Here is a 25,361-nt window from a genome sequence, read left to right as displayed (position 1 = left end):
CAGCTACTGTCTGAGCCCAAGTATGACTTGGAAACGATTTTCTTTAATGATAGTTGATTTGTTCAATAGTTTGAGTATAACCTTCCTCCTATTTAAGCGCTTTCATCTTAAGATAAAAAAATTTAAATTGCCATCTTAATCTTTAAAATGACCCAAAATCCTTAATATAACAAATATACTAAATTATTTCAAGAAATGCAATAGAGAAATGTAAGAAAATCAATCTAACTTAAAGAAATTCACTTGCTTTTTAAAGAAAAAATACATTCTTTCAAAAATTAAACTAAATGAAAGGATGTATTCAAAAAATCAGAGTAATTTTCGTATCGCCTCTTCAATTTGTTGTGGGTCTGTTTTTGAAGAGAAGCGTTCAAATACCTGCCCGTCTCGACCGATAAGAAATTTAGCGAAATTCCATTCAATTCGTTTTCCTAGTGGGCCAGATTTCTGGTCTTTCAACCAAACATAGAGGGGATCTGCCTCCTTACCGTTGACTTTGATCTTGGCAAAACGAGGAAAAGTAGTTTGATAGTGTAGACTACAGAAACTATTGATTTCCTCTGCGCTACCTGGTGCTTGTCCCATAAATTGATTGCAAGGGAAGTCTAAAATCTCAAAACCTTGTTTTTGATAGCGATCATAGAGTTCTTGAAGTCCTTGGTACTGGGGCGTTAAACCACATCCAGTAGCAGTGTTGACAACCAAGAGAATCTTACCACGATAGGTCTCTAGTGGAGTTTCTTGATGGTCTTGGTTCAAGACTGAAAAATCGTATAATGAAGTCATTGCTTGCTTTTCTCCTTCTGTTTGGTATTTTTAGGAGTTTTCTCCTCCTGTAGTGATAGAAATCCGTAGGTCAGGGTTCCGAAAATACTACCGATAATCAGGCCATACATCAGGAAAGGAACACTTTTATCGAATTGCATGAGCAACTTCCCAAAATCTGGAAGGGACATCTGCTGAACGAAGACTTTATGAAAGATGAGTAGGGTAAAGAGGCCAATCTGAATACCGATAAACACAATCCAGCTTCGAAATTTGATTTGGGCTTTGCTGTAGGTTTTTAGGATGATTTCTGACTTGTCATCTTTTTCCAGATGGAGTTCTTTGACGGATCTTTGAGTTTTTAAAGTAATGAAAAAAATGAGTCCAGAGTATACGTAGGGCATGGCATAGCGAACCACCTCTATGAAGCGTCCAAATAACAGATAAAACAAGAAGAGGAAGAAGGAAGAATAAACGATTTGGACCATGGAACGGGCACAAGCTTTGTAGATAATCTCTTGCCGACATTCATCAAAAGGGCCTTGGATATGAAAGAGATTTCGAAGTAGGCGAGTGGTGAAGTCATCTTTTTTCATGCTAGTAACCTCCTAAATGAGCGGTTTTACTGATTTTCTTTTACGAATTGATAGAGATAATAAAGATAAGTGATAGAAGAAAGGCTAGCGATAGTCAGCAGTAAATAATATTTCCAATCGCTTGAGATGAGCATCAGTTGTGGTAAAGATAGAATCATAAAGCATAGTGCTAAGTTGAGTATGCGTGTTTTTTGGGAGTCAATCTTTAGATAAGTCAGTCCTTTGTTAAGGGCTGGAACAAAGACTAGCACGAGGAATATCTCTCTGATTAAGTTCCCTGAAACGATGATGAAGATGAGCAGAGAACTGAACAAAAGATGATAGGTAAGTAAAGTTAGTAATGATTTCATAGGGCACCTCTTAATCCTGGTCTTTTTTAGCTCTTGCAATACGAAGTGAGTCGACAATATGTATCATCACTCCGAAAAAGAAAGCTCCCAGTATAGTTTTAAAAATATGTTTTGTATTTAGAAGAGAAGTGATAAAATTTGGATTTTCACTTGTTAGGGTATCAATGAGTGGAATTATAAAAAATATCACTGTTCCATAAATCGAACCTGCTTTCAGACCAGGATAACGTAACTGTTTCTTTTCTTTTTTCATAGGGCACCTCCTAATCATTATCTTGATTTTTCTTGGCTTTTGCAATGCGACGGGAGATGAGGAACTGTATGCTCGCTCCGAAGAAAATAGAACCGAGAATGCTTGATACACCATTTCTTATAGTGAGAAGAGAATTAAAATAGTCCGGACTTTCGCCTATGAGTATACTTAGAAGAGGAGTTATAAAAAACATCCATAGACCAAAGAACAAACCTGCTTTCAGACCAGGGTAATGTAGTTGCTTACTTTCTTTCTCACTCAGCATATCTGGATCAATAGCTGTAATCCCTGTTTTTTTCATTTGGTAGGTGACATAGCCAGCAGCGATGAGGGCAATCACTAAAATCAGAGGAGGATAGATTAGAGCCACTTCTTGAGGGTATTTATAGGCCAGAAGGAGTGGAATAAGATTTCCGAAAATCATCAGATAAAAGAGGACGATAAAGACTTGGTTCCCAATACGATCGGCCTCACGCCGTTTGTATTCGTCAAGGGGACCAGAAATACCGTATGTGCGTTTGATCAGTTTTTCAGTGAAGGTTTCTTTTTTCATAAGTTGAGTTGGCTCCTTTTTTAAAAATTATCCTCCCAAAAGAGACTGTTGAGGTCAGTTTGGAGGCTGCGGGCGAGATTGAGACAGAGTTCCAGGGTTGGATTGTACTTGTCGTTCTCAATCATATTGATGGTTTGTCTCGAGACACCGATATCCTTGGCGAGTTCGAGCTGGGAAATGCCCAGTTCCTTGCGAAATTCTTTCACACGATTCATCTGTTCTCCTTTCTGATTTATGTCGTATATATTTGACTATATTATATTCTTCTATAGAGCGAATGTCAAACATATTTGACATATTTCTTAAAGAAATCTTACTTGTTTTTGGCCTATTTGTCTGACTAGTGCAAGCTGGTCAGATTTGTGGTAAAATAGATAAGATATGACAAAAGAATTTCATCATGTAACGGTCTTACTCCACGAAACGATTGATATGCTCGACGTAAAGCCTGACGGTATCTACGTTGATGCGACTTTGGGTGGAGCAGGCCACAGCGAATATTTATTAAGTAAATTAAGTGAAAAAGGCCATCTCTATGCTTTTGACCAGGACCAGAATGCCATTGACAATGCGCAAGAACGTTTGGCACCTTACATTGAAAAGGGAATGGTGACCTTTATCAAGGATAACTTCCGTCATTTACAGGCACGTTTGCGCGAAGCTGGTGTTCAGGAAATTGATGGAATTTGTTATGACTTGGGAGTGTCTAGTCCTCAGCTGGACCAGCGTGAGCGTGGTTTTTCTTATAAAAAGGATGCGCCACTGGACATGCGGATGAATCAGGAAGCTAGTCTGACAGCTTATGAAGTGGTGAACCACTATGACTATCATGACTTGGTTCGAATTTTCTTCAAATATGGCGAGGACAAATTCTCTAAACAGATTGCACGTAAGATTGAACAAGCACGTGAAGTCAAGCCAATCGAGACAACGACTGAGTTAGCTGAAATTATCAAGTCGGCCAAACCTGCCAAGGAGCTCAAGAAGAAGGGCCATCCTGCCAAGCAGATTTTCCAGGCTATTCGAATTGAAGTCAATGATGAACTGGGGGCGGCAGATGAATCTATCCAGCAGGCTATGGACATGTTGGCTCTGGATGGTAGAATTTCAGTGATTACCTTTCATTCACTAGAAGACCGCTTGACCAAGCAATTGTTCAAGGAAGCTTCAACGGTGGAAGTTCCAAAAGGTTTGCCCTTCATCCCAGATGACCTCAAGCCCAAGATGGAATTGGTGTCCCGTAAGCCAATCTTGCCAAGTGCAGAAGAATTAGAAGCCAATAACCGCTCGCACTCAGCTAAGTTGCGCGTGGCCAGAAAAATTCACAAGTAAGAGGAAAAAATGGTAGATAAAAAAGAAACAACCAGTCAATTCTTGCAGAGTCGTATAAAAAAATTCTCCCGTGTGGAGAAGGCTTTTTATCTTTCCATCGCTTTTACGGCTCTCGTTTTAGCAGTGAGTATTATTTTTATGCAGACACGACTCTTGCAAGTGCAAAGTGATTTGACAAAAATCAATGCGCAGATAGAGGAGAAGAAGACAGAGCTGGACGATGCCAAGCAGGAAGTGAATGAATTGATTCGTTCAGAGCGCTTGAAAGAGATTGCAGATAAAAAAGATTTGAAATTGAATAACGAAAATATCCGAACAGCGGAGTAAGATATGAAATGGACAGAAAAAATAACCCGATTTGCGATAAGAAATCGTAAATCTCCAGCAGAAAACCGTAGAATAGTCGGCAAGTACATCAGTTTGTTAGCTGTCGTACTTTTCGCTATCTTTTTGGTCAATTTTGCTGTTATTATCGGGAGTGGTAGTAAGTTTGGAGCGAACCTAGTAAAAGAAGCTAAGAAAGTTCACCAAACAACTCGCACAGTTCCTGCTAAGCGTGGAACCATCTATGATCGTAATGGAGTACCCATCGCTGAAGATGCGACCTCCTATAACGTATATGCTGTTATTGATAAAAAATACAAGTCAGCAACGGGAAAAATTCTTTATGTAGAGGATTCGCAGTTTAATAAGGTAGCTGAAATCTTCCATAAGTATTTGGACATGGATGAAGCTTATGTGAAAGAGCAATTAGCCCAACCAAATCTGACCCAAGTTTCCTTTGGAGCAAAAGGAAATGGGATTACCTATGCCAATATGATGGCTATTAAAAAAGATTTGAAAGATGCTAGTGTGGAAGGGATTGACTTTACAACTAGCCCTAACAGAAGCTATCCAAATGGACAATTTGCTTCTAGCTTTATTGGCTTAGCCCAACTTCATGAAAATGAGGATGGTAGTAAGAGTTTGTTAGGGACTTCTGGTTTGGAGAGTTCTTTAAATACCATTCTTGCTGGGACAGACGGTATTATTACCTATGAAAAAGACCGTGTAGGAAATATCGTACCAGGTACAGAACTGGTATCGCAACAAACTGTGGATGGCAAGGATGTTTATACAACATTGTCTAGTCCGCTACAATCTTTCATGGAAACTCAGATGGATGCCTTTCTAGAAAAAGTAAAAGGTAAGTATATGACCGCGACCTTGGTCAGTGCAAAGACCGGTGAAATCCTCGCTACCACCCAACGACCTACCTTTAATGCAGATACTAAAGAAGGAATCACTGAGGACTTTGTTTGGCGTGATATTCTTTATCAAAGTAACTATGAACCAGGATCAGCCATGAAGGTTATGACGTTAGCTTCTTCTATTGATAATAATACCTTCCCAAGTGGAGAATACTTCAATAGCAGTGAATTTAAAATAGCGGATGCGACGACTCGAGATTGGGATGTTAATGATGGTTTGACGACTGGTGGGATGATGACTTTCTCACAAGGTTTCGCTCACTCCAGTAATGTTGCAATGAGTCTACTTGAACAAAAAATGGGAGATGCTACTTGGTTGGATTATCTAAACCGCTTTAAATTTGGGGTCCCAACTCGCTTTGGCTTGACAGATGAATACGCTGGTCAACTTCCAGCTGATAATATTGTTAGTATTGCTCAAAGCTCATTTGGGCAAGGAATTTCAGTGACACAAACACAAATGCTTCGTGCCTTTACAGCTATTGCTAATGATGGAGTTATGCTGGAGCCAAAATTTATAAGTGCTATTTATGATACTAACAATCAGTCTGTACGTAAGTCACAAAAAGAAATAGTAGGAAATCCTGTTTCCAAAGAGACAGCAAGCACAACTCGAAATCACATGATCTTAGTTGGGACGGACCCTCTATATGGAACTATGTATAATCACTACACAGGAAAGCCAATTATAACAGTTCCTGGACAAAATGTAGCAGTTAAATCCGGTACGGCTCAAATCGCTGATGAGAAAAATGGAGGATACTTGGTTGGTTCTACCAATTATATTTTCTCAGTTGTGACTATGAATCCTGCTGAAAATCCTGATTTTATCTTGTATGTAACGGTTCAACAGCCTGAGCATTATTCAGGTATCCAGTTGGGAGAATTTGCCACCCCAATCTTGGAGCGGGCTTCAGCTATGAAAGAATCTCTCAATCTTCAATCTCCAGCCAAAAATTTAGATAAAGTTACGACAGAATCTTCTTATGCAATGCCTAGCATCAAGGATATTTCACCTGGTGATTTGGCGGAAGCCTTACGCCGAAATATTGTGCAACCAATCGTTGTAGGTACTGGAACAAAGATTAAAGAGACTTCTGTAGAAGAAGGGACTAATCTTGCACCAAACCAACAAGTTCTCCTTTTATCGGATAAGGTAGAAGAAATTCCAGACATGTATGGCTGGAAAAAAGAGACTGCCGAGACCTTTGCTAAATGGTTGGATATCGAGCTGGAATTTGAAGGTTCAGGTTCCGTCGTTCAGAAGCAGGATGTTCGGACTAATACAGCTATCAAAAACATTAAAAAAATTAAATTAACTTTAGGAGACTAATATGTTTATTTCCATCAGTGCTGGAATTGTGACATTTTTACTAACTTTGGTAGGAATTCCGGCCTTTATCCAATTTTATAGAAAGGCGCAAATTACAGGCCAGCAGATGCATGAGGATGTCAAGCAGCATCAGGCAAAAGCTGGCACGCCCACAATGGGAGGCTTGGTTTTCTTAATAGCTTCTGTTTTGGTTGCTTTCTTTCTTGCCTTATTCAGTAACCAACTCAGCAATAATGTCGGCATGATTTTATTCATCTTGGTTCTTTATGGCTTAATCGGATTTTTAGATGACTTTCTCAAGGTCTTTCGTAAAATCAATGAGGGCCTTAATCCCAAACAGAAATTGGCTCTTCAGCTTCTAGGTGGCGTCATTTTCTACCTTTTCTATGAGCGCGGTGGCGATATGCTTTCTGTCTTTGGTTACCAAGTGCATCTAGGGATTTTCTATATTGTCTTCGCTCTTTTCTGGCTAGTCGGTTTTTCAAACGCAGTAAACTTGACAGACGGAATTGATGGTCTGGCTAGTATTTCAGTTGTGATTAGCTTGTCTGCTTATGGAGTTATTGCCTATGTGCAAGGTCAGATGGATATTCTTCTGGTGATTCTAGCCATGATTGGTGGTTTGCTCGGTTTCTTCGTCTTTAATCACAAGCCTGCTAAGGTCTTTATGGGGGATGTGGGAAGTTTAGCTCTCGGTGGAATGCTAGCAGCAATCTCTATGGCTCTCCACCAAGAATGGACTCTCTTAGTTATCGGAATTATTTATGTCTTTGAAACAACTTCAGTCATGATGCAAGTAAGTTACTTCAAACTGACAGGTGGCAAACGTATTTTCCGTATGACACCTGTGCATCACCATTTTGAGCTTGGAGGATTGTCTGGTAAAGGAAATCCTTGGAGCGAGTGGAAGGTTGACTTCTTCTTTTGGGGAGTGGGACTTCTAGCAAGTCTTCTGACCCTAGCAATTTTATATTTGATGTAAGAATGGCACCCTGACGTTTCAGGGTGTTTTTGCATTCTAAAAAATATTGGTCAATTAAAGTCAAAATTCTTGACCTTTTCTGACTAATGTAGTATATTATGAACGTAAGGTAAATGAAAGCCTTACTAGAACACTTATTTAAAGTAAAATAGAAAGAGGTGGGTCTATGTTTAATCTAGAAATCTTCAGAAGTAAAGATAGTCTACTCCTGCTTGAAAAAGAAAAACCAGAAATAGTACCTAGAGTAGCCATTTAGCTAATCTAAATTTTTTAAAACAAAGGTCAAAGATAGTCAATATCAGTGATCATAACTAAGTAAATAAAAAGAGGTAAAGAATATGAACAACAACTTTAATAATTTTAACAACATGGATGATTTATTTAACCAATTGATGGGTGGTATGCGAGGATACAGTTCTGAAAATCGTCGTTACTTGATTAATGGACGTGAAGTCACACCTGAGGAATTTGCTCACTATCGTGCGACAGGTCAATTACCAGGAAATGCAGAAGCTGATGGACAAATGCCACAACAGGTTTCAGGTATGAAACAAGATGGTGTCCTTGCTAAACTGGGTCGAAACTTGACAGCAGAAGCGCGTGAGGGCAAGTTGGATCCTGTTATCGGACGAAACAAGGAAATTCAAGAAACATCTGAAATTCTTTCACGCCGTACCAAGAACAATCCTGTTTTAGTCGGAGACGCAGGTGTTGGTAAGACAGCCGTTGTCGAAGGCTTGGCACAAGCCATTGTGAACGGTGATGTTCCAGCTGCCATCAAGAATAAGGAAATTATTTCCATTGATATTTCAGGTCTTGAGGCTGGTACTCAATACCGTGGTAGCTTTGAAGAAAACGTTCAAAACTTAGTCAATGAAGTAAAAGAAGCGGGAAATATCATTCTCTTCTTTGATGAAATTCACCAAATTCTCGGTGCTGGTAGCACTGGTGGAGATAGTGGTTCTAAAGGGCTTGCGGATATTCTCAAGCCGGCCCTCTCTCGTGGAGAATTGACCGTTATTGGAGCGACAACTCAAGACGAATACCGTAACACCATCTTGAAGAATGCTGCTCTTGCTCGTCGTTTCAACGAAGTGAAGGTCAATGCTCCTTCAGCAGAGGATACTTTTAAAATCCTTCAAGGAATTCGTGACCTCTATCAACAACACCACAATGTCATCTTGCCAGATGAAGTCTTGAAAGCAGCAGTGGATTATTCTGTTCAGTACATTCCTCAACGTAGCTTGCCAGATAAGGCTATCGACCTTGTCGATGTAACGGCAGCTCACTTGGCAGCTCAGCATCCTGTAACAGATGTGCATGCTGTTGAACGTGAAATAGAGGTAGAAAAAGACAAGCAAGAAAAAGCAGTTGAGGCAGAAGATTTTGAAGCAGCTCTAAACTATAAAACACGCATTGCAGAATTGGAAAAGAAAATTGAAAACCACACAGAAGATATGAAGGTGACTGCAAGTGTCAACGATGTGGCTGAATCTGTAGAACGAATGACCGGTATTCCAGTGTCACAAATGGGAGCATCGGACATCGAACGTTTGAAAGATATGGCTCATCGCTTGCAAGACAAGGTGATCGGTCAAGATAAGGCAGTTGAAGCTGTCGCTCGTGCTATCCGTCGTAACCGTGCTGGTTTTGATGAAGGCAATCGCCCAATCGGTAGCTTCCTCTTTGTAGGTCCAACTGGGGTTGGTAAGACAGAACTTGCTAAGCAATTGGCGCTAGATATGTTTGGAACCAAGGACGCAATCATCCGTTTGGATATGTCTGAATACAGCGACCGTACAGCCGTTTCTAAGCTAATCGGTACAACAGCAGGATATGTGGGTTATGATGACAATAGCAATACCTTAACAGAACGTGTGCGTCGCAATCCATACTCTATCATTCTCTTGGATGAGATTGAAAAGGCTGACCCTCAAGTCATTACCCTTCTCCTCCAAGTCTTGGATGATGGTCGTTTGACAGATGGTCAAGGAAATACGGTGAACTTCAAAAACACAGTCATTATCGCGACCTCAAATGCTGGATTTGGCTATGAAGCCAACTTGACAGAAGATGCGGATAAACCAGAATTGATGGATCGTTTGAAACCATTCTTCCGTCCAGAATTCCTCAACCGCTTTAACGCAGTTATCGAGTTCTCACACTTGACGAAGGAAGATCTTTCTAAGATTGTGGACTTGATGTTGGCTGAAGTCAACCAAACCTTGGCTAAGAAAGACATTGATTTGGTAGTCAGTCAAGCGGCTAAGGACTATATTACAGAAGAAGGCTATGATGAAGTCATGGGTGTTCGTCCGCTCCGTCGCGTGGTTGAACAAGAAATTCGGGATAAGGTGACAGACTTCCATTTGGATCACCTAGATACCAAACATCTGGAAGCAGATATGGAAGATGGCGTTTTGGTCATTCGTGAAAAAGCCTAAGACAAAATTTTGAAAATAAAAAAGAAGGAACCAGCTGAAAAAACTGGTTCCTTCTGCGTTTAGATCACATGACGCTCAAAGGCATCATCTGAGATTCCTTGTTCCAAGATGAGTTTTGCCCATTCTTTAGCAGAGAAGAGACTGTGGTCCTTGTAGTTTCCGCAAGATTCGATGGTTGTCCCTGGGACATCTTCCCAAGTAGTAGTTTCGGCGATTTCCTTGAGCGAATCCTTGATAACAGCCGCAATTTCAGCGCTGGTATGGCGTCCCCACATAATCATGTGGAAGCCTGTACGGCACCCAAATGGTGAACAGTCAATCATGCCGTCAATACGGGTACGGATGAGTTTGGCCAAGAGATGCTCGATAGTGTGAAGACCAGCAGTAGGGATAGAGTCTTCGTTTGGTTGCACCAAGCGAATATCATAATTGGAGATGATGTCTCCTTTTGGTCCTGTTTCTTCTCCAACCAAGCGAACATAGGGTGCTTTAACAATAGTGTGGTCAAGTTCAAAACTTTCAACAATAACTTCTTTTGACATGGTAAATCCTTTCAGTTTTCTCCTTTCATTATAACACAAAGCTGGCTCCTGAGATAGAGAGAAAACCTCTCCAAGAGTGGAGAGGTTGAAATCGTTATTTACGATACAAGCGGTCGTATTGGTAGTAAGGGTCAAAGGTTACGTTGATACCTAATTTGCGAAGGACATTCTTGTCTTCATCAGTCAAGATGATGGTTGAGTGGGCTTCGCTTCCTTTGAGGTTGCCAAGCTCTTCCATAGCACGAGCAGCATCAGGATTTTCTGTAGCTGTGATAGCAAGTGCAATCAAAATTTCATTTGAATGAAGGCGTGGATTGCGGCTACCGAGATGATCGATTTTAAGACCTTGGATTGGCTTAACAACTTCAGGCTCGATTAGTTTTACTTCCTTGGCAATGTTAGCTGATTTCTTGATAGCGTTGATAAGAGCAGCGGCTGTAGGGCCAAAGAGTTCTGAGTTCTTACCTGTGACGATTTCCCCATTTGGTAATTCAAGGGCTAGGGCTGGTCCGCCAGTTTCTTCAGCTTTTTGGCGTGCAGCAACAGCAACCTTGCGGTCTGCAGGTGTGATACCGAGGTCGTTCATAAGCAACTCAATTTTTTTGACAGCAGATTCGCCCACTTTTTCGGCTTTGAAATCAAGAACAGTCTGATAGTAACGGCGGATGATTTCTTGTTTAGAAGCTTCGATAGCAGCCTCATTATCTGTAATAGCGAAACCAACCATGTTGACACCCATGTCTGTCGGAGAAGCGTATGGAGATTCACCAAGAATACGCTCTAACATGCGCTTGAGCACTGGGAAAATTTCGATGTCACGGTTGTAGTTGACAGTGGTTTCTCCATAGGTTTGGAGATGGAAGGGGTCAATCATGTTGACATCGTCAAGGTCTGCAGTTGCAGCTTCATAGGCCAAGTTGACAGGGTGATGAAGGGGAAGATTCCAAACTGGGAAGGTTTCAAATTTAGCGTAACCAGACTTGATACCATTGATTTGGTCGTGGTACATATTTGACATACAAGTTGCCAATTTTCCAGAACCAGGTCCAGGAGCGGTTACGACGATCAAGTTGCGACTGGTTTTGATGTAGTCATTTTTCCCCATACCTTCTGGAGAAATGATGTGGTCCATATCCGTCGGATATCCTTTGATTGGATAATGAAGATAAGAATCAATCCCGTTTTTCTCAAGTTGGTTGCGGAAGGCATCTGCAGCGGGCTGACCAGCGTACTGTGTGATGACAACAGAGCCGACAAAAATCCCTAATTCATTGAATTTATCAATCAAACGAAGAACTTCTTGATCATAAGAAATGCCCAAGTCACCACGTGCTTTGGAATGCTCGATGTTGCTAGCATTAATAGCAATCACAACCTCAACCTGCTCTTTCAATTCTTGCAAGAGCTTGATTTTGTTGTCAGGCTCATAACCAGGAAGGACACGAGCAGCGTGGAAATCTTCTAACATTTTGCCACCAAACTCCAAGTAGAGCTTGCCGTCAAATTGATTAATGCGCTCCAAAATATGGTCGCGCTGTAGATTCAAATATTGTTCAGAACTAAAAGCTTGTTTTTTCATTTTTTTACCTCTGACCTCTATTATAATAAAAAATTGGAAGTTAGGAAACTATGGAGTTAAAAAAGGAATCAAAAAGATTAGGCAAACGCTTGCACAAAATTCCGAAAAGCGCTATCATAGACTATAGATTATTAAAATAATGAGGTAAGAAGATGCAAGAAAAATGGTGGCACAATGCCGTAGTCTATCAAGTTTATCCTAAGAGCTTTATGGATAGCAACGGAGATGGAATTGGCGATTTGCCAGGTATTACCAGTAAGTTAGACTATCTAGCTAAGTTAGGAATCACAGCGATTTGGCTTTCTCCTGTTTATGACAGTCCTATGGATGATAATGGCTATGATATTGCTGATTATCAAGCGATTGCAGCTATTTTCGGAACCATGGAGGATATGGATCAACTGATCGCAGAAGCCAAGAAGCGTGATATTCGAATTATCATGGACTTGGTGGTTAATCATACCTCAGATGAACATGCTTGGTTTGTCGAAGCCTGTGAAAATCCTGATAGTCCTGAACGTGACTACTATATTTGGCGTGATGAACCCAACGATCTAGACTCTATCTTTAGTGGTTCTGCTTGGGAATACGATGAAAAGTCAGGTCAATACTATCTCCACTTTTTCAGCAAGAAACAGCCTGACCTCAACTGGGAAAATGAAAAACTGCGTCAGAAAATTTATGAGATGATGAACTTCTGGATTGATAAAGGCATTGGCGGTTTCCGTATGGATGTCATTGACATGATTGGGAAAATTCCTGATGAGAAGGTAGTCAATAATGGTCCTATGCTCCACCCTTATCTCAAGGAGATGAATCAAGCGACCTTTGGCGATAAGAATCTCTTGACAGTAGGGGAAACCTGGGGAGCAACGCCAGAGATTGCCAAGCTCTACTCTGATCCGAAGGGGCAAGAATTGTCTATGGTCTTCCAGTTTGAACATATTTGTCTTCAGTATCAGGAAGGTCAACCTAAATGGCACTATCAAAAAGAGCTGAATATTGCTAAGTTAAAAGAGATTTTCAACAAATGGCAGACAGAATTAGGAGTTGAGGACGGCTGGAATTCCCTCTTCTGGAACAATCATGACCTTCCTCGTATCGTTTCTATCTGGGGAAATGAGCAAGAATACCGTGAAAAATCTGCCAAAGCCTTTGCAATTTTGCTTCATCTCATGAGAGGGACTCCTTATATCTACCAAGGTGAGGAGATTGGGATGACCAACTATCCGTTTGAGACGCTTGACCAAGTAGAAGATATTGAATCGCTCAACTATGCGCGTGAAGCTCTTGAAAAAGGCGTTCCGATGGAAGAAATTATGGATAGTATCCGTGTCATTGGTCGCGACAATGCCCGTACCCCGATGCAATGGGATGAGAGCAAAAACGCTGGTTTCTCAACAGGTCAACCTTGGTTGGCAGTGAATCCAAACTATCAAGAAATCAACGTTCAAAAAGCACTGGCAAATCCAGATTCTATTTTCTATACCTATCAAAAACTGGTTCAAATCCGCAAAAAGAATAGCTGGCTGATTCGAGCTGACTTTGAACTATTGGAAACAGCAGACAAGGTCTTTGCTTATATCCGTAAAGATGGTGACCGTCGATTCCTAGTCGTAGCTAACTTGTCCAATGAAGAGCAAGACTTGGCAGTAGAAGGAAACGTTAAATCAGTCCTGATTGAAAATACTGTGGCTCAAGAAGTTTTTGAAAAACAAATCTTAGCTCCATGGGATGCTTTCTGTGTGGAATTGACTGACTAAAGCTAGAGAATCTTCAGCTTTTGGGGCTGAGATTCTTTTTTATAGTACTCTTCAAAAACTTCTCAAACAAGGTCATCCTTGGATGCTGTAGATATGCTTTAGTTCGGTCAGATATTTATCCGACCTCAAAGATGTGATTTGAGTGCTCTATCTACAACTGAAATGTTTTTGAATAACATCTGTTAGAATTTTCTAAAAAATCTGTCGAAAGCTCTTGCATTTAGAATAAAATAGAGTATAATGGTGGAAATAACATATTACTAAAGGAGTTTGATTATGAAATCTAAAAAGTGGATTTTAGGAGCAGGAATAACGATGAGTACAGCCCTTCTTTTAACGGCTTGTGGGAAAAGCGATAAGAAAGCAGATGCCCCGAGGAGTTTTTCTTATGTCTATGCAGTAGATCCGTCTTCCTTAGATTATAGCATTACGAGTAAAAGTTCGACCTCTGACGTGATTGGTAATGTTGTTGACGGTCTTTTAGAGAATGATAAATATGGGAATCTTGTTCCGTCTTTAGCAGAGGATTGGACTGTTTCAGCCGATGGTTTGACTTACACTTACAAACTTCGTAAGGGAGTGAAGTGGTATACTTCTGAAGGAGAGGAGTATGCAGAAGTTAAGGCTCAGGACTTTGTTACAGGTCTGAAACATGCAGCAGATGGTAAGTCAGATGGTCTTTCTTTGATTGAAAAATCAATCAAAGGCTTGGAGGCCTATGTTAGTGGTGAAAGCAATGATTTCTCAACTGTAGGTGTTAAAGCTCTTGATGATTATACGGTAGAATATACCCTTAATAAACCAGAAAGTTTTTGGAACTCGAAAGTAACAACAGCAACCATGCTTCCTGTAAATGAAGAATTTTTGAATGCAACAGGTAAGGATTATGGAGCACCAACTCCATCAAGTATTCTTTACAACGGCCCATATTTTTTGAAATCTTTGATTTCTAAATCTGTGATTGAGTATGAAAAAAATCCTAACTATTGGGATAAGGAAAATGTCAAGGTTGATAATGTAAAATTAACATTCTATGACGGTTCAGATCAAGAGTCTCTTATCCGTAGTTTCTCTACAGGAGCATATAATACAGCGAGACTTTTCCCAAATAGTTCAAGTTTTGCTTCAACCAAAGAGAAATATGGCGATCAGATTATTTATAGCCCTCAGGAAGCAACTAGCTACTACTTTACTTTTAATGTAAATCGTCAATCATATAATAAAACAGCCAAGACAGATGAAGGACAAAAGCTTTCTACAAAAGAAGCTATGCTGAATAAAAATTTCCGTCAAGCGATTAATTTTGCCTTTAATCGTCATGCCTATACAGCCCAATTAAACGGTGAAGAAGGTGCGGATAAGATTATTCGTAATAGTCTAGTGCCAGATAATTATGTTCAGGTAGCAGGGAAGACCTTCGGACAGCTGGCTCAGGATGAACTACTGAAATATGGAGAACAGTGGAAAGATGTAACTCTCACAGATGGTAAGGATACAATTTACAATCCTACGAAGGCCAAATCAGCATTTGAGAAAGCGAAGTCAGAATTGCAAAGCAAGGGAGTAAGTTTCCCGATTCATTTGGATGTACCAGTAGAACAGACAGATGTAGTTGCAGTTCAACAGACAAATTCATTAAAACAATCGATTGAAGAAACGCTTGGTTCTGATAATGTCATTGTAGATGTTCTTCAAATGACAGATAATGAGAAGGAAAGTATTACTTCCCAAGCAAAAGTGCCAACTCAAAAAGATTATGATTTGAACGGAACAGGTTGGGGACCAGATTACCAAGATCCAGCAACCTATCTCAATATTTTAGATGCTAAGAAGGGTTCTGCTTTGAAACACCTAGGTATAACAAAGGGCAAGGATCCTGAAGTCATGGCGAAAGTTGGCTTGGATGAATACAAGAAGCTCTTGGACGATGCTGCTTCTGAGACGACCAATCTTGATAAACGTTATGAGAAATATGCTAAGGCTCAAGCTTGGGTAACAGATAGTTCTCTCCTTATTCCAGTGGCGTCTTCAGGAGGTTCTCCTATGGTAAGTCGTGCTGTGCCATTTACTAAAGCTTATTCACAAGTTGGTATCAAAGGGGATCCATTTATTTTTAAAGGAATGGAACTTCAAAATGATATTGTCACAACGAAAGAGTATGAGGCAGCTCTCAAGAAGTGGCAAAAGGAAAAACTGGAATCGAATGCTCAGTATCAAAAGGATTTAGAAAAACACGTAAAATGAGTCTAGGCTCGTTTCTACAAATGGTTTTTCAGTTAATAAATCGTATAAAAATAAGGGAGGACTGTATGAAAGACAGGAATCCTTTGTTTTTTTAATGCCTAGAGTTTATAAACTTTCATTCTCAAAATTCAATTAACTTTACAAATCCCCACTAATTTGGTAAAATAAGCTTATGTTATAAAAACTGACATAAAGGAGAAAGAAGATGAATACAAAGAAGCGTGTCCTTAGCGCAGGCCTGACCTTTACGGTTGCTTTGCTTTTAGTTGCTTGCGGGCAATCAGGTTCAGATACAAAAACTTACTCATCAACCTTTAGTGGAAATCCAACTACATTTAACTATTTATTAGACTACTATGCTGACAATACATCAATTATAACCAACCTAGTTGATGGTTTGCTTGAGAATGACAACCACGGGAATCTAGTTCCATCTTTGGCAGAAGACTGGTCTGTTTCAAACGACGGTCTGACTTATACCTACAAATTAAGAAAAGATGCCAAATGGTTCACAGCTGACGGTGAAGAGTACGCCCCAGTCAAGGCACAGGATTTTGTAACGGGTATTAAGTACGCAGTGGATAATAAATCACAGGCCATTGACTTGATTCAAAACTCGATCAAGGGTTTGAATGATTATATTACAGGAGCGGATTCTGACTTTTCTAAGGTTGGTGTGAAGGCCATCGATGACCAGACTGTTGAGTATACTTTGACACGCCCAGAGCCATACTGGAACTCAAAAATAACCAACAGTATTCTTTTCCCAGTAAACGAAGAGTTTCTAAATTCAAAAGGGAAAGATTTTGGTACCCTATCTCCAGATAGCATTCTCTACAGCGGACCTTATTTGTTAAAAGATTTCACATCAAAATCATCAATCGAGTATGTGAAAAATCCGCATTACTACGATCATGATAAAGTATCAATTGAACACGTTAAATTGGCTTACTTTGATGGATCAGACCAAGAATTGACCATCCGCAACTTTGAAAGTGGAGCTTATTCTATCGCTGGGGTTTATCCAAATAGTTCTAACTTTGCTAAAACTAAGGAAAAATATAAGGATAATATCGTCTATAGCCTGCAGGACAAGACTTCTTGGTACTTCAATTTCAACGTCAACCGTAAGGTATATAACCATACGTCTAAAACGACAGATGAGCAGAAGAAGTCAACTGAGTCAGCTGTCTTGAACAAGAACTTCCGCCAAGCGGTGAACTTTGCCTTGGACCGCACAGCCTATTCTGCCCAGTCAAATGGGGAAGAAGCGGCTAGCAAGACCCTTCGGAACACCCTAGTTCCTCCTACATTTGTCCAAGTTGGAGACAAGACCTTTGGAGAAGTAGTCGCTTCTAAATTGGTCAACTATGGAACAGAGTGGGCAGGTATGAATCTAGCAGATGCGCAGGATGCCTATTTTAACAAAGAAAAAGCCCAAGCAAAATTTGCAGAAGCCAAAAAAGACTTGGCAAGTCAAGGTGTGACCTTCCCAATTCACTTGGATATAGCTGTTGATCAGACAAATAAAAATGCTGTGACTGGTATGAATTCTGTGAAACAGACTCTTGAGTCTGTTTTAGGTGCTGATAATCTTGTTATTGACGTTCAGCAACTCTCTACAGATGAGTACAATAATGTAGCCTTCTTGGCTCCTACTCCCGATGCAAGAGATTATGATTTAAGTTTTGATGGTTGGGTAGCGGATTATCAGGATCCATCTACTTACCTCAATCCTTTCAATGCAGAGGATGGATTCTATCTCAAGATTTTTGGTCTAGATGCCAAGGAAGATAAAGCGAAGATTGCTAGCCTAGGTTTGGATACTTACACTAAAATGCTCAAAGATGCGGATAGTAAAAATAAAGATGTAAGCAAACGCTATGAGAAATATGCTGAAGCTCAGGCTTGGATGATTGCTAACTCTCTTATTATGTCAGCAATGTCAGGAGGAGGGACTGCTTCTGTGACCAAAGTGATACCATTTACAAGAGGATACTCATTGGTCGGTATCAAGGGTGACGGTTATAACTATAAGTATATGAAACTGCAAAAAGATACTGTTACGACTAAACAGTATGAAGAAGCCAAGACTAAATGGGAGCAAGAAAGCAAAAAAGCAATCGAAAAAGCTCAAAAAGAAGCAGAAAATCATGTTAAATAAATGATAGGCTGGGAAAAACTCAATTTCAGGAGAAAATGAAGTAAATACCCTCGAAATAAAATGCATAGTATCAAGGTTTTTCAATACCTGATAGTATGCGTTTTTTTATTTTATGGTAGATTGAAGTAGGATTCGAACTAATCAATTAATAAAATAAAATTAATTTCTAGAAATGTTTTAGCAACCATGGTCTACTCTTCTAACTTCAATCCATTACAAATTCCCTCATTTATTTGTTCATATCTTATTTCAATCTACTATAATACTCTTCGAAAATCTCTTCAAACCGCGTCAACGTCGCCTTGCCGTATATATGTGACTGACTTCGTCAGTCTTATCTACAACCTCAAAACAGTGTTTTGAGCAACCTGAGGCTCGTTTGCTCTTTGATTTTCATTGAGTATAAATTTATTGATGTAATTGTTTGTAAATCCAAAAGAATGTTTCGGAATGTTTCGGAAATAAGATGAAAACGCCTCACCTAAGTGGATTTAGCCCACAAGTGTATTTTTTATGATATAATAAAATGAAATAAAAATTGATAATAGAGGTATATCGTGAGTAGGTTTTCGAAGCGGGCTCGTCAGGGTAAAACAAAGATGTTGATTAGTTGGGGTTTGCTAGCTATCTATGCCGTACTAGCAGTCTTTTTATTGTTTTTGATTTTCAAATACAATATGCTAGACTTCCGATATCTGAATATAGTAGTTGCCGTCTTAATTGTGGTCTTAGCTATTTTGTGCTTTTTTTTGATTTGGTCCAAGAAAGCTAAGAATCTAACGCTGATTTTATTACTGCTTGGTATTTTAATCAGTGGAACTTCTCTCTTTGCTGTAGGGCAGTTCATTGGCTTTACCAGTCGTTTGAATGCAACATCAAATTACTCAAATTATTCGATGAGTATTGCGGTGTTAGCAGATAGTCCAATTGATAATATCAGTCAGGTAACCAGTGTAATGGGGCCTACTGGGACGGATAAGGATAATATCCAACAATTGATGAATGATCTGAAAGCGACTCAAAATAAGGAATTAACAGTCGAAGAAAGTCGTTCCTATCTTGCAGCCTATAAGAGTTTATTGGCTGGAGATACGAAAGCGATTCTTCTAAACAGTGTTTTTGAAAACATTATCGAATCGGAATATCCTGACTATGCTTCAAAAATTAAGAAAATCTATACCAAAGAATTAACCAAGACGGTTGAAACTCCAAAAGATGTCAAAGGTGACAGTTTCAACGTTTATATTAGTGGAATTGACACCTACGGTCCAATTAGTTCAGTTTCTCGTTCGGATGTCAATATCATTATGACAGTGAATCGCGAAACGAAAAAGATTCTCTTGACAACAACACCTCGTGATTCTTATGTTCCAATTGCAGATGGTGGCAACAACCAAAAAGATAAGTTGACCCATGCGGGGATTTATGGGGTAGACGCTTCAATTCATACATTGGAAAATCTTTACGGTATTGACTTGAACTATTATGCTCGTTTGAATTTCACCTCTTTCTTGAAATTGATTGATCTCCTTGGTGGAGTTGATGTTTATAATGATCAAGAGTTTACTGCTCATACAAATGGGAAGTTCTATTCCGTAGGGAATGTTCATCTTGATTCGGAGCAAGCTTTGGGATTTGTGCGTGAGCGTTATTCCTTGGCAGATGGAGACCGGGATCGTGGTCGCAACCAACAAAAGGTAATTGTTGCTATTTTGCAAAAGTTAACCTCAACAGAAGCTTTGAAAAATTATGACAGTATTATAAAAGGGTTGCAAGATTCGATTCAAACCAATATGCCACTTGAAACCATGATGAAACTGGTCAATGCCCAACTTGAGAGTGGTGGAACGTATAAGATCAATTCGCAAGATCTTAAAGGAACAGGGCGTATGGATTTACCATCCTATGCTATGCCTGAGAGCAACCTCTACATGATGGAAATAAGTGACAGCAGTTTAGAGTCAGTTAAGGCTGCAATCAATGATGTGATAGAAGGAAAATAAAGCAAAATGATTGATATTCATTCGCATATTGTATTTGGTGTGGATGATGGTCCAAAATCTAAGCAAGAAAGCAAGGCGCTTTTGACAGAAGCCTATAGGCAAGGGGTAAGGACTATTGTATCGACATCGCATAGACGAAAAGGGATGTTTGAAACTCCTGAGGAGAAAATAGAGGCAAACTTTCAAGAGGTTAAGGAGTTAGCCAAGGAAGTAGCTTCAGACTTGACTATTCTCTATGGAGCAGAAATTTATTATACCCATGATGTGCTTGAAAAGTTAGAGAAGCAAGTGATTCCAAGTCTCAATGGGACACGCTATGCTCTTATTGAGTTTAGTATGGCTACCCCTTACAGAGAAATTCATACTGCTTTGAGCAATGTTCTCATGCTGGGTATAACGCCTGTTATTGCTCATATTGAACGCTACCATGAATTAGAGAATAATGAAAAGCGTGTGAAAGAATTGATTGATATGGGCTGTTATACACAAATCAATAGTTCTAGTATTTTGAAACCAAAGTTGTTTGGGGATAAATACAAATTTATGAAGAAACGAGCTCGCTATTTTCTAGAGCGTGACTTGGTTCATTTTGTGGCGAGTGATATGCACAATTTGGACCAACGTCCCCCTTATATGAAAGAAGCCTATGAACTTATCTCAAAACAATATGGTGAAAGAAGAGCGAGAGAATTATTTATTGAAAATCCTCGTTTAATTGTATCTGATCAAATTATTTAGGAGTTGACATGAAAGAAAATAAAGAAATTACGATTGATGTTTTTCAATTGTTTAAAGTCCTTTGGAAGAAGAAAATCGCTATTATCCTAACTGCGATTGTAGCAGCTGTCCTAGCTTTTGGTGTAAGTAGTTTTGTATTGAAACCGGAGTATTCTAGTGCGACACGTATTTATGTGGTCAATCGAAATCAATCGGAAAAAGTAGGGTTGACCAACCAGGATTTGCAGGCTGGAACCTATCTGGTAAAAGACTATAAGGAAATCATCCTCTCTCAAGATGTACTTGAGAAAGTCATTTCAAATCTTAAACTAGAGAAAACAGTTAGGGAATTAAGCAAGAAGATTCAGGTAACAGTACCTGTTGATACTCGTATCGTATCGATTGTTGTAAAGGATGAACGACCAGAAGAAGCCAGTCGTATCGCAAATGCTCTTCGTGAAGTGGCTGCTGAAAAAATCATTTCTGTAACTCGTGTGTCTGATGTGACAACATTGGAGGAGGCAAGGCCAGCCCTAAGTCCTTCATCACCTAATATTCGTCGTAATACCCTGCTAGCTTTTCTAGCGGGAGGAGCAGTGATGGTAGTTTCAGTCTTGTTACTTGAGTTGTTGGATGATCGTGTTAAACGACCAGAAGATGTGGAAGAAGTAATGCAGATTGCACTTCTAGGGATTGTTCCAGATTTGAATAAGTTAAAATAAGGGAGAAAATATGCCAACATTAGCAATAGCACAAAAACGTTTAGATTTTGCGAAAAAAGCAGAAGAGCATTACAATGCTTTGCGAACCAATATTCAATTGAGTGGTGATAATCTGAAAGTTCTTTCCATCTCATCTGTTAAACCTGGTGAGGGGAAATCGACAACATCAATAAATATTGCTTGGACCTTTGCGCGTGCAGGTTATAAAACTTTATTGGTGGATGCAGATATTCGTAATTCAGTTATGTCTGGTGTTTTCAAGTCAAGGGAAAAAATTACTGGGTTGACTGACTTCTTAGCAGGAACTACTGATCTTTCAAATGGTCTCTGCGATACCAATATTGAAAACCTATTTGTTATTCAGTCAGGACCGATATCACCTAATCCAACGGCCCTCCTGCAGAGTGAAAATTTCCATACCATGATTGATACCCTGCGCAAGTATTTTGACTATGTCATTGTGGATACGCCACCAATTGGAGTAGTCATTGATGCTGCTATCATTACACAGAAATGTGATGCTTCTATCTTGGTAACGGCAGCTGGAGAAACAAAACGTCGTGATGTTTTAAAGGCCAAAGAACAGTTAGAACAAACAGGAACTCCATTTTTAGGTGTAGTTCTAAATAAATTTAACACTGAAGTTGAAAAATATGGAGTTTATGGTGGTTACGGAGCCTATGGTTCCTATGGCAATTACGGAAATTATGGGAAGAAATAATTAATTAAAAATGTATTTGATTTTAAAAAATACTTTAGATAGATTTTTGGCGTTTTTCCTATTTATTACCTTGATAATCATACCGATTATTCCTATAACAATTTTGGCTATTTGGATAGAAGATCCAGGAGGTGTTTTCTATTTACAAGATAGGGTTGGTTTAAATGGCAAGAAATTTAAAGTAATAAAGTTTCGGAGTATGTATAGGGATGCCGATCAGAGAATAAAGGAAAGTATTAATAGTGGTAAAACGGATCATCTAAATTTTAAAGAACATTCTCAAAGTATGACTACAAAAGTCGGTAAAGTGATACGTAAACTTTCAATTGATGAACTGCCTCAATTGTTGAATATTATAAAAGGCGACATGGCTATAGTGGGACCTCGTCCACTACAACAATTTGAGATTACGCATCATATTCTTACTAATAAAGAAATGGATAGTACTTTAAAAATGTCTAAAAGATTGTCTGTGAAACCTGGTTTGCTTTGTTATTGGCAAGTTACGCCAAATAAGAATGACATGCCATTTGGAGACAGAATGGATTTGGATTTATTATATATTGATAATGTATCTTTCAAGACTGATTTCTTGCTTATTTTGAAGGGATTTTTAACAGTTTTAATGGGTAATAATAATTAACATGCAGAATATAAAAATATTAGTAGCAACACATAAAAAATATAAAATGCCCAGTGATACAAGTATGTATTTACCAATTCATGTAGGATGTGGAGGAAAGAAAAATTTAGGATTTCAAGAGAAAATATTTCTAACTTACCCCCTTACTATTGTGAACTTATAGGTCTCTATTGGGCTTGGAAAAACTTAGATTGTGAATATCTGGGTTTAGTACATTATCGTCGATATTTTACTAAAATGACGAAAAAATATAATGAATCAATAAATATTGATGATGTAATCTTAAATAGATATGAAATTGAAGAACTATTAGAGAACTCATCGTTCCCAAAAGAAGAAAGTATTATATTGAAACTCTCTATTCTCATTACGATTATACTTTCGATGGTATCCACTTGGATGAGTATGTGAAGTATGCACCTGAATAAAAATGTTGTCTAAACTTTAAACCTGGAATCACAGGCCTTTGGCAGATTAGTGGTAGAAGTAATATTATAAACTTCGATGATATAGTAAAATTAGACGTTACTTATTTAGATGTCTGGACAATTTGGAAAGATATTGAGATTTTATTGAAGACAATAAAAGTTGTAGTAATGAAAGATGGAGCGAAGTAAAAGTATTTAGCCTAATTATTATTTTTGGTGTTCAAATAAAATGATATGAGAGTTAGGTTACGTATGTAGAGAACTTAAACTCTCTTTTATGTATAGAAAAGGATAAAAGTAATGAATATTGTTTATGCAGCAGATAATAACTTTGTAGATGTATTATACGCTTCTATTAAGTCACTTTATAATGCTAATCATGATTTTAAAATAAATCTTTGGATTATTGCAGATAATGTCTCTGATGAAAATAAAAATAAAATTAATGATTTATCACAAGAATATGGACAAAGAAAAATTTGTTGGGTTGATAATGTTGAAATACCATATAAGTTACAATTAGACAGAGGTTCAGCGAGTGCATTTAGTAGATTATTGTTAGGGAGTATTCTTCCGAAAAATATTTCTAAAGTTTTATATTTAGATAGTGACACTATTGTAATGAATTCTTTAAAAGAATTGTTTGATGTTGATTTTAAAGGGAATATTGTTTTAGGTGTTGCAGATGTATTTAATAAAGAATATAAGAAGGTTTTGAAGATTCCAAAAGATAAACCTATATTTAATTCCGGGGTAATGTTTATAGATTTAGAAAGATGGCGTAAGGAACAAGTTGAAACTCAATTATTTAAGGTTATCAAGGACTTTAATGGAAAAATAATTCAAGGAGATCAGGGAGTTCTGAATGCAGTTTTATTCAATTCATTTAAACCACTATCTCCGAAATATAATTTTATGACCATATTTGAAGATATGTCTTATGAGGATATGATTACTTTTAAGCAACCTGTAAATTATTATAGCAAGGAAGATTTAGAAGAAGCAAGAAAGAATATAACAATCCGCCATTTCACAACGTGTTTTCTATCACTAAGACCTTGGCAAGAAAGTAGTGAGGTAGCGCATGTGGAAATATTTAAAAAATACTATAGAGGAGAATACAAAGAAGTATCTCCATCTAAGTTATTAAGTATTTATAAAATTCTACCGAAAAAAATGTCGCTCCATCTACTAGGTTTTATTCAATCAAAAGTGCGTCCAAAACTGTATAGAATTATAAAATAGAGGTGTAAAATGATAAGTGTTAAAAGTATAGAACAAAAAACGATGACAGAAGAAAAGAAAAGAGAAGCAAAAAAAGACATTGTTGCTTTCTATGTGGGTAGACCTCTATCATACATACTGACAATTCCTTTTCTTAAAACAAAAATGACGCCTAATCAGATTTCTATATTGTCTATTGTACCTTTAATTATTGGAACAGTTTTGGTAACAATAAGCTCTAATCAGTTTGTACTATTGATAAGTTGGCTTTGTTTTTTCTTATGGAATTTACTTGACGGTGTTGATGGAAATGTTGCTCGTTTCAAGGGAATTACTTCTCCTATGGGAAGTGTTATAGATGCCATGGCAGGTTATGCTGCAATGTATTTATCATTCCTCACTATGGGAATTATTGCAAGTGATTATAGTCAAACATTGTTCTTTACACAAAAAACATATTTAATTTTAGGATCACTATCTGGTGTTTTTGTTTTGTTCCCTAGATTGATTATGCACAAGGCGATAAATACTGTAGGAAACAAAAATAGTGAACATTACAAAGGTAGAAAGAATCTTGGAATTATAGAAATGATTGCACTTAATATAACCTCTATAACAGGATTTGCACAAATTTTTATGCTTTTTGCAATATTGTTGAAATTAAGTGATTTATTTACACTAGTTTATTTCCTTATTAATTTATTAGTTATGGTGATCTCTATTAAAAAGATAATAAAGTAAGAGCAAGGTGTG

Annotated in this window: 23 protein-coding genes and 2 pseudogenes; 17 read left to right on the top strand and 8 right to left on the bottom strand. The window is 38.4% G+C overall.

The window, feature by feature from the left end; all coding sequences use genetic code 11:
• Positions 1–309 precede the first annotated feature (309 nt).
• From RYL77_RS04050 to RYL77_RS04025, 6 genes are read right to left on the bottom strand one after another with little or no spacing between them, the layout of a single operon-like run.
• On the bottom strand, positions 310–786 hold the full coding sequence (locus RYL77_RS04050) for a glutathione peroxidase (protein WP_315010054.1): 477 nt from the start codon (positions 784–786) through the stop codon (positions 310–312).
• The gene (locus RYL77_RS04045; protein WP_315010052.1) at positions 783–1,361 is read right to left on the bottom strand and encodes a DUF3278 domain-containing protein; all 579 of its coding nucleotides are present in this window, start codon (positions 1,359–1,361) and stop codon (positions 783–785) included. Before RYL77_RS04045 ends, RYL77_RS04050 begins: the two co-directional genes overlap by 4 nt.
• Positions 1,362–1,387: 26 nt before the next feature.
• Positions 1,388–1,711, bottom strand: a complete 324-nt coding sequence (locus tag RYL77_RS04040; protein ID WP_050203691.1) for a hypothetical protein — start codon at positions 1,709–1,711, stop codon at positions 1,388–1,390.
• A 10-nt stretch (positions 1,712–1,721) separates the two neighbouring features.
• Positions 1,722–1,964 (bottom strand): hypothetical protein, encoded by a 243-nt coding sequence (locus tag RYL77_RS04035; RefSeq protein WP_000711745.1) that lies wholly within the window; start codon positions 1,962–1,964, stop codon positions 1,722–1,724.
• Between the two features lie 10 nt (positions 1,965–1,974).
• Positions 1,975–2,517: a DUF3278 domain-containing protein gene (locus tag RYL77_RS04030; RefSeq protein WP_315010049.1), complete on the bottom strand. Its 543-nt coding sequence runs from the start codon at positions 2,515–2,517 to the stop codon at positions 1,975–1,977.
• Positions 2,518–2,537: 20 nt separating this feature from the next.
• Complete coding sequence (locus tag RYL77_RS04025) at positions 2,538–2,732, bottom strand: helix-turn-helix transcriptional regulator (protein ID WP_001082471.1); 195 nt, start codon at positions 2,730–2,732, stop codon at positions 2,538–2,540.
• Between the two features lie 166 nt (positions 2,733–2,898).
• Between RYL77_RS04025 and rsmH the strand changes: the two genes are divergently transcribed.
• The 5 genes from rsmH to RYL77_RS04000 all read left to right on the top strand — a co-directional run bounded on the left by rsmH (position 2,899) and on the right by RYL77_RS04000 (position 9,858).
• Positions 2,899–3,849, top strand: coding sequence for a 16S rRNA (cytosine(1402)-N(4))-methyltransferase RsmH (rsmH, locus tag RYL77_RS04020; RefSeq protein WP_313970284.1), 951 nt, complete (start codon positions 2,899–2,901; stop codon positions 3,847–3,849).
• 9 nt (positions 3,850–3,858) lie between these two features.
• Positions 3,859–4,176, top strand: coding sequence for a cell division protein FtsL (ftsL, locus tag RYL77_RS04015; protein ID WP_020902171.1), 318 nt, complete (start codon positions 3,859–3,861; stop codon positions 4,174–4,176).
• A gap of 3 nt (positions 4,177–4,179) precedes the next feature.
• Positions 4,180–6,432 carry a penicillin-binding protein PBP2X gene (pbp2X, locus tag RYL77_RS04010; RefSeq protein ID WP_315010045.1) on the top strand — a complete coding sequence of 751 codons (2,253 nt, stop codon included), beginning with the start codon at positions 4,180–4,182 and terminating at the stop codon, positions 6,430–6,432.
• 1 nt (position 6,433) lies between these two features.
• Positions 6,434–7,414: a phospho-N-acetylmuramoyl-pentapeptide-transferase gene (gene mraY, locus RYL77_RS04005; protein ID WP_315010043.1), complete on the top strand. Its 981-nt coding sequence runs from the start codon at positions 6,434–6,436 to the stop codon at positions 7,412–7,414.
• 338 nt (positions 7,415–7,752) lie between these two features.
• Positions 7,753–9,858, top strand: coding sequence for an ATP-dependent Clp protease ATP-binding subunit (locus tag RYL77_RS04000; RefSeq protein ID WP_315010040.1), 2,106 nt, complete (start codon positions 7,753–7,755; stop codon positions 9,856–9,858).
• A gap of 59 nt (positions 9,859–9,917) precedes the next feature.
• Here the strand turns inward: RYL77_RS04000 and RYL77_RS03995 are convergent, their stop codons facing one another.
• Both RYL77_RS03995 and RYL77_RS03990 read right to left on the bottom strand, forming a co-directional pair.
• Complete coding sequence (locus RYL77_RS03995; RefSeq protein WP_315010038.1) at positions 9,918–10,400, bottom strand: S-ribosylhomocysteine lyase; 483 nt, start codon at positions 10,398–10,400, stop codon at positions 9,918–9,920.
• A 94-nt stretch (positions 10,401–10,494) separates the two neighbouring features.
• Positions 10,495–11,979, bottom strand: coding sequence for a DUF1846 domain-containing protein (locus RYL77_RS03990; protein ID WP_315010036.1), 1,485 nt, complete (start codon positions 11,977–11,979; stop codon positions 10,495–10,497).
• Positions 11,980–12,131: 152 nt separating this feature from the next.
• On the opposite strand from RYL77_RS03990, the gene RYL77_RS03985 reads away from it, so the two are divergent.
• The 12 genes and pseudogenes from RYL77_RS03985 to RYL77_RS03930 all read left to right on the top strand — a co-directional run bounded on the left by RYL77_RS03985 (position 12,132) and on the right by RYL77_RS03930 (position 25,349).
• Complete coding sequence (locus RYL77_RS03985; RefSeq protein ID WP_315010033.1) at positions 12,132–13,742, top strand: alpha-glucosidase; 1,611 nt, start codon at positions 12,132–12,134, stop codon at positions 13,740–13,742.
• A gap of 276 nt (positions 13,743–14,018) precedes the next feature.
• Positions 14,019–15,986, top strand: coding sequence for a peptide ABC transporter substrate-binding protein (locus tag RYL77_RS03980; RefSeq protein ID WP_315010031.1), 1,968 nt, complete (start codon positions 14,019–14,021; stop codon positions 15,984–15,986).
• A 205-nt stretch (positions 15,987–16,191) separates the two neighbouring features.
• Positions 16,192–18,150 carry a peptide ABC transporter substrate-binding protein gene (locus RYL77_RS03975; protein WP_315010029.1) on the top strand — a complete coding sequence of 653 codons (1,959 nt, stop codon included), beginning with the start codon at positions 16,192–16,194 and terminating at the stop codon, positions 18,148–18,150.
• 557 nt (positions 18,151–18,707) lie between these two features.
• Positions 18,708–20,153: an LCP family protein gene (locus tag RYL77_RS03970; RefSeq protein ID WP_315010026.1), complete on the top strand. Its 1,446-nt coding sequence runs from the start codon at positions 18,708–18,710 to the stop codon at positions 20,151–20,153.
• Positions 20,154–20,159: 6 nt separating this feature from the next.
• Entirely contained in the window at positions 20,160–20,891 is a 732-nt protein-coding gene (cps4B, locus tag RYL77_RS03965; protein WP_315010024.1) for a capsular polysaccharide biosynthesis protein Cps4B, read from the top strand.
• 8 nt (positions 20,892–20,899) lie between these two features.
• Positions 20,900–21,592: a CspC family polysaccharide chain length determinant protein gene (locus RYL77_RS03960; protein WP_315010022.1), complete on the top strand. Its 693-nt coding sequence runs from the start codon at positions 20,900–20,902 to the stop codon at positions 21,590–21,592.
• 10 nt (positions 21,593–21,602) lie between these two features.
• Positions 21,603–22,313, top strand: coding sequence for a tyrosine-protein kinase (locus RYL77_RS03955; RefSeq protein WP_042901535.1), 711 nt, complete (start codon positions 21,603–21,605; stop codon positions 22,311–22,313).
• Positions 22,314–22,323: 10 nt separating this feature from the next.
• Positions 22,324–22,956 carry a sugar transferase gene (locus RYL77_RS03950; protein WP_315010020.1) on the top strand — a complete coding sequence of 211 codons (633 nt, stop codon included), beginning with the start codon at positions 22,324–22,326 and terminating at the stop codon, positions 22,954–22,956.
• Position 22,957: 1 nt separating this feature from the next.
• Positions 22,958–23,360: pseudogene (locus tag RYL77_RS03945) on the top strand (DUF4422 domain-containing protein); the annotation flags it as partial.
• Positions 23,352–23,573, top strand: a pseudogene (locus RYL77_RS03940) (sugar transferase); the annotation flags it as partial. The pseudogenes RYL77_RS03945 and RYL77_RS03940, both read left to right, overlap by 9 nt.
• A 111-nt stretch (positions 23,574–23,684) precedes the next feature.
• Complete coding sequence (locus RYL77_RS03935) at positions 23,685–24,629, top strand: glycosyltransferase family 8 protein (protein ID WP_315010018.1); 945 nt, start codon at positions 23,685–23,687, stop codon at positions 24,627–24,629.
• 9 nt (positions 24,630–24,638) lie between these two features.
• Entirely contained in the window at positions 24,639–25,349 is a 711-nt protein-coding gene (locus tag RYL77_RS03930) for a CDP-alcohol phosphatidyltransferase family protein (protein WP_315010016.1), read from the top strand.
• Positions 25,350–25,361: the final 12 nt, after the last annotated feature.

It is taken from the genome of uncultured Streptococcus sp. (assembly GCF_963516515.1).
Lineage (GTDB): Bacteria > Bacillota > Bacilli > Lactobacillales > Streptococcaceae > Streptococcus.
The sequence above is the reverse complement of the archived record's forward strand: the minus strand, read 5'-3'. Positions and strand labels throughout refer to the sequence as shown.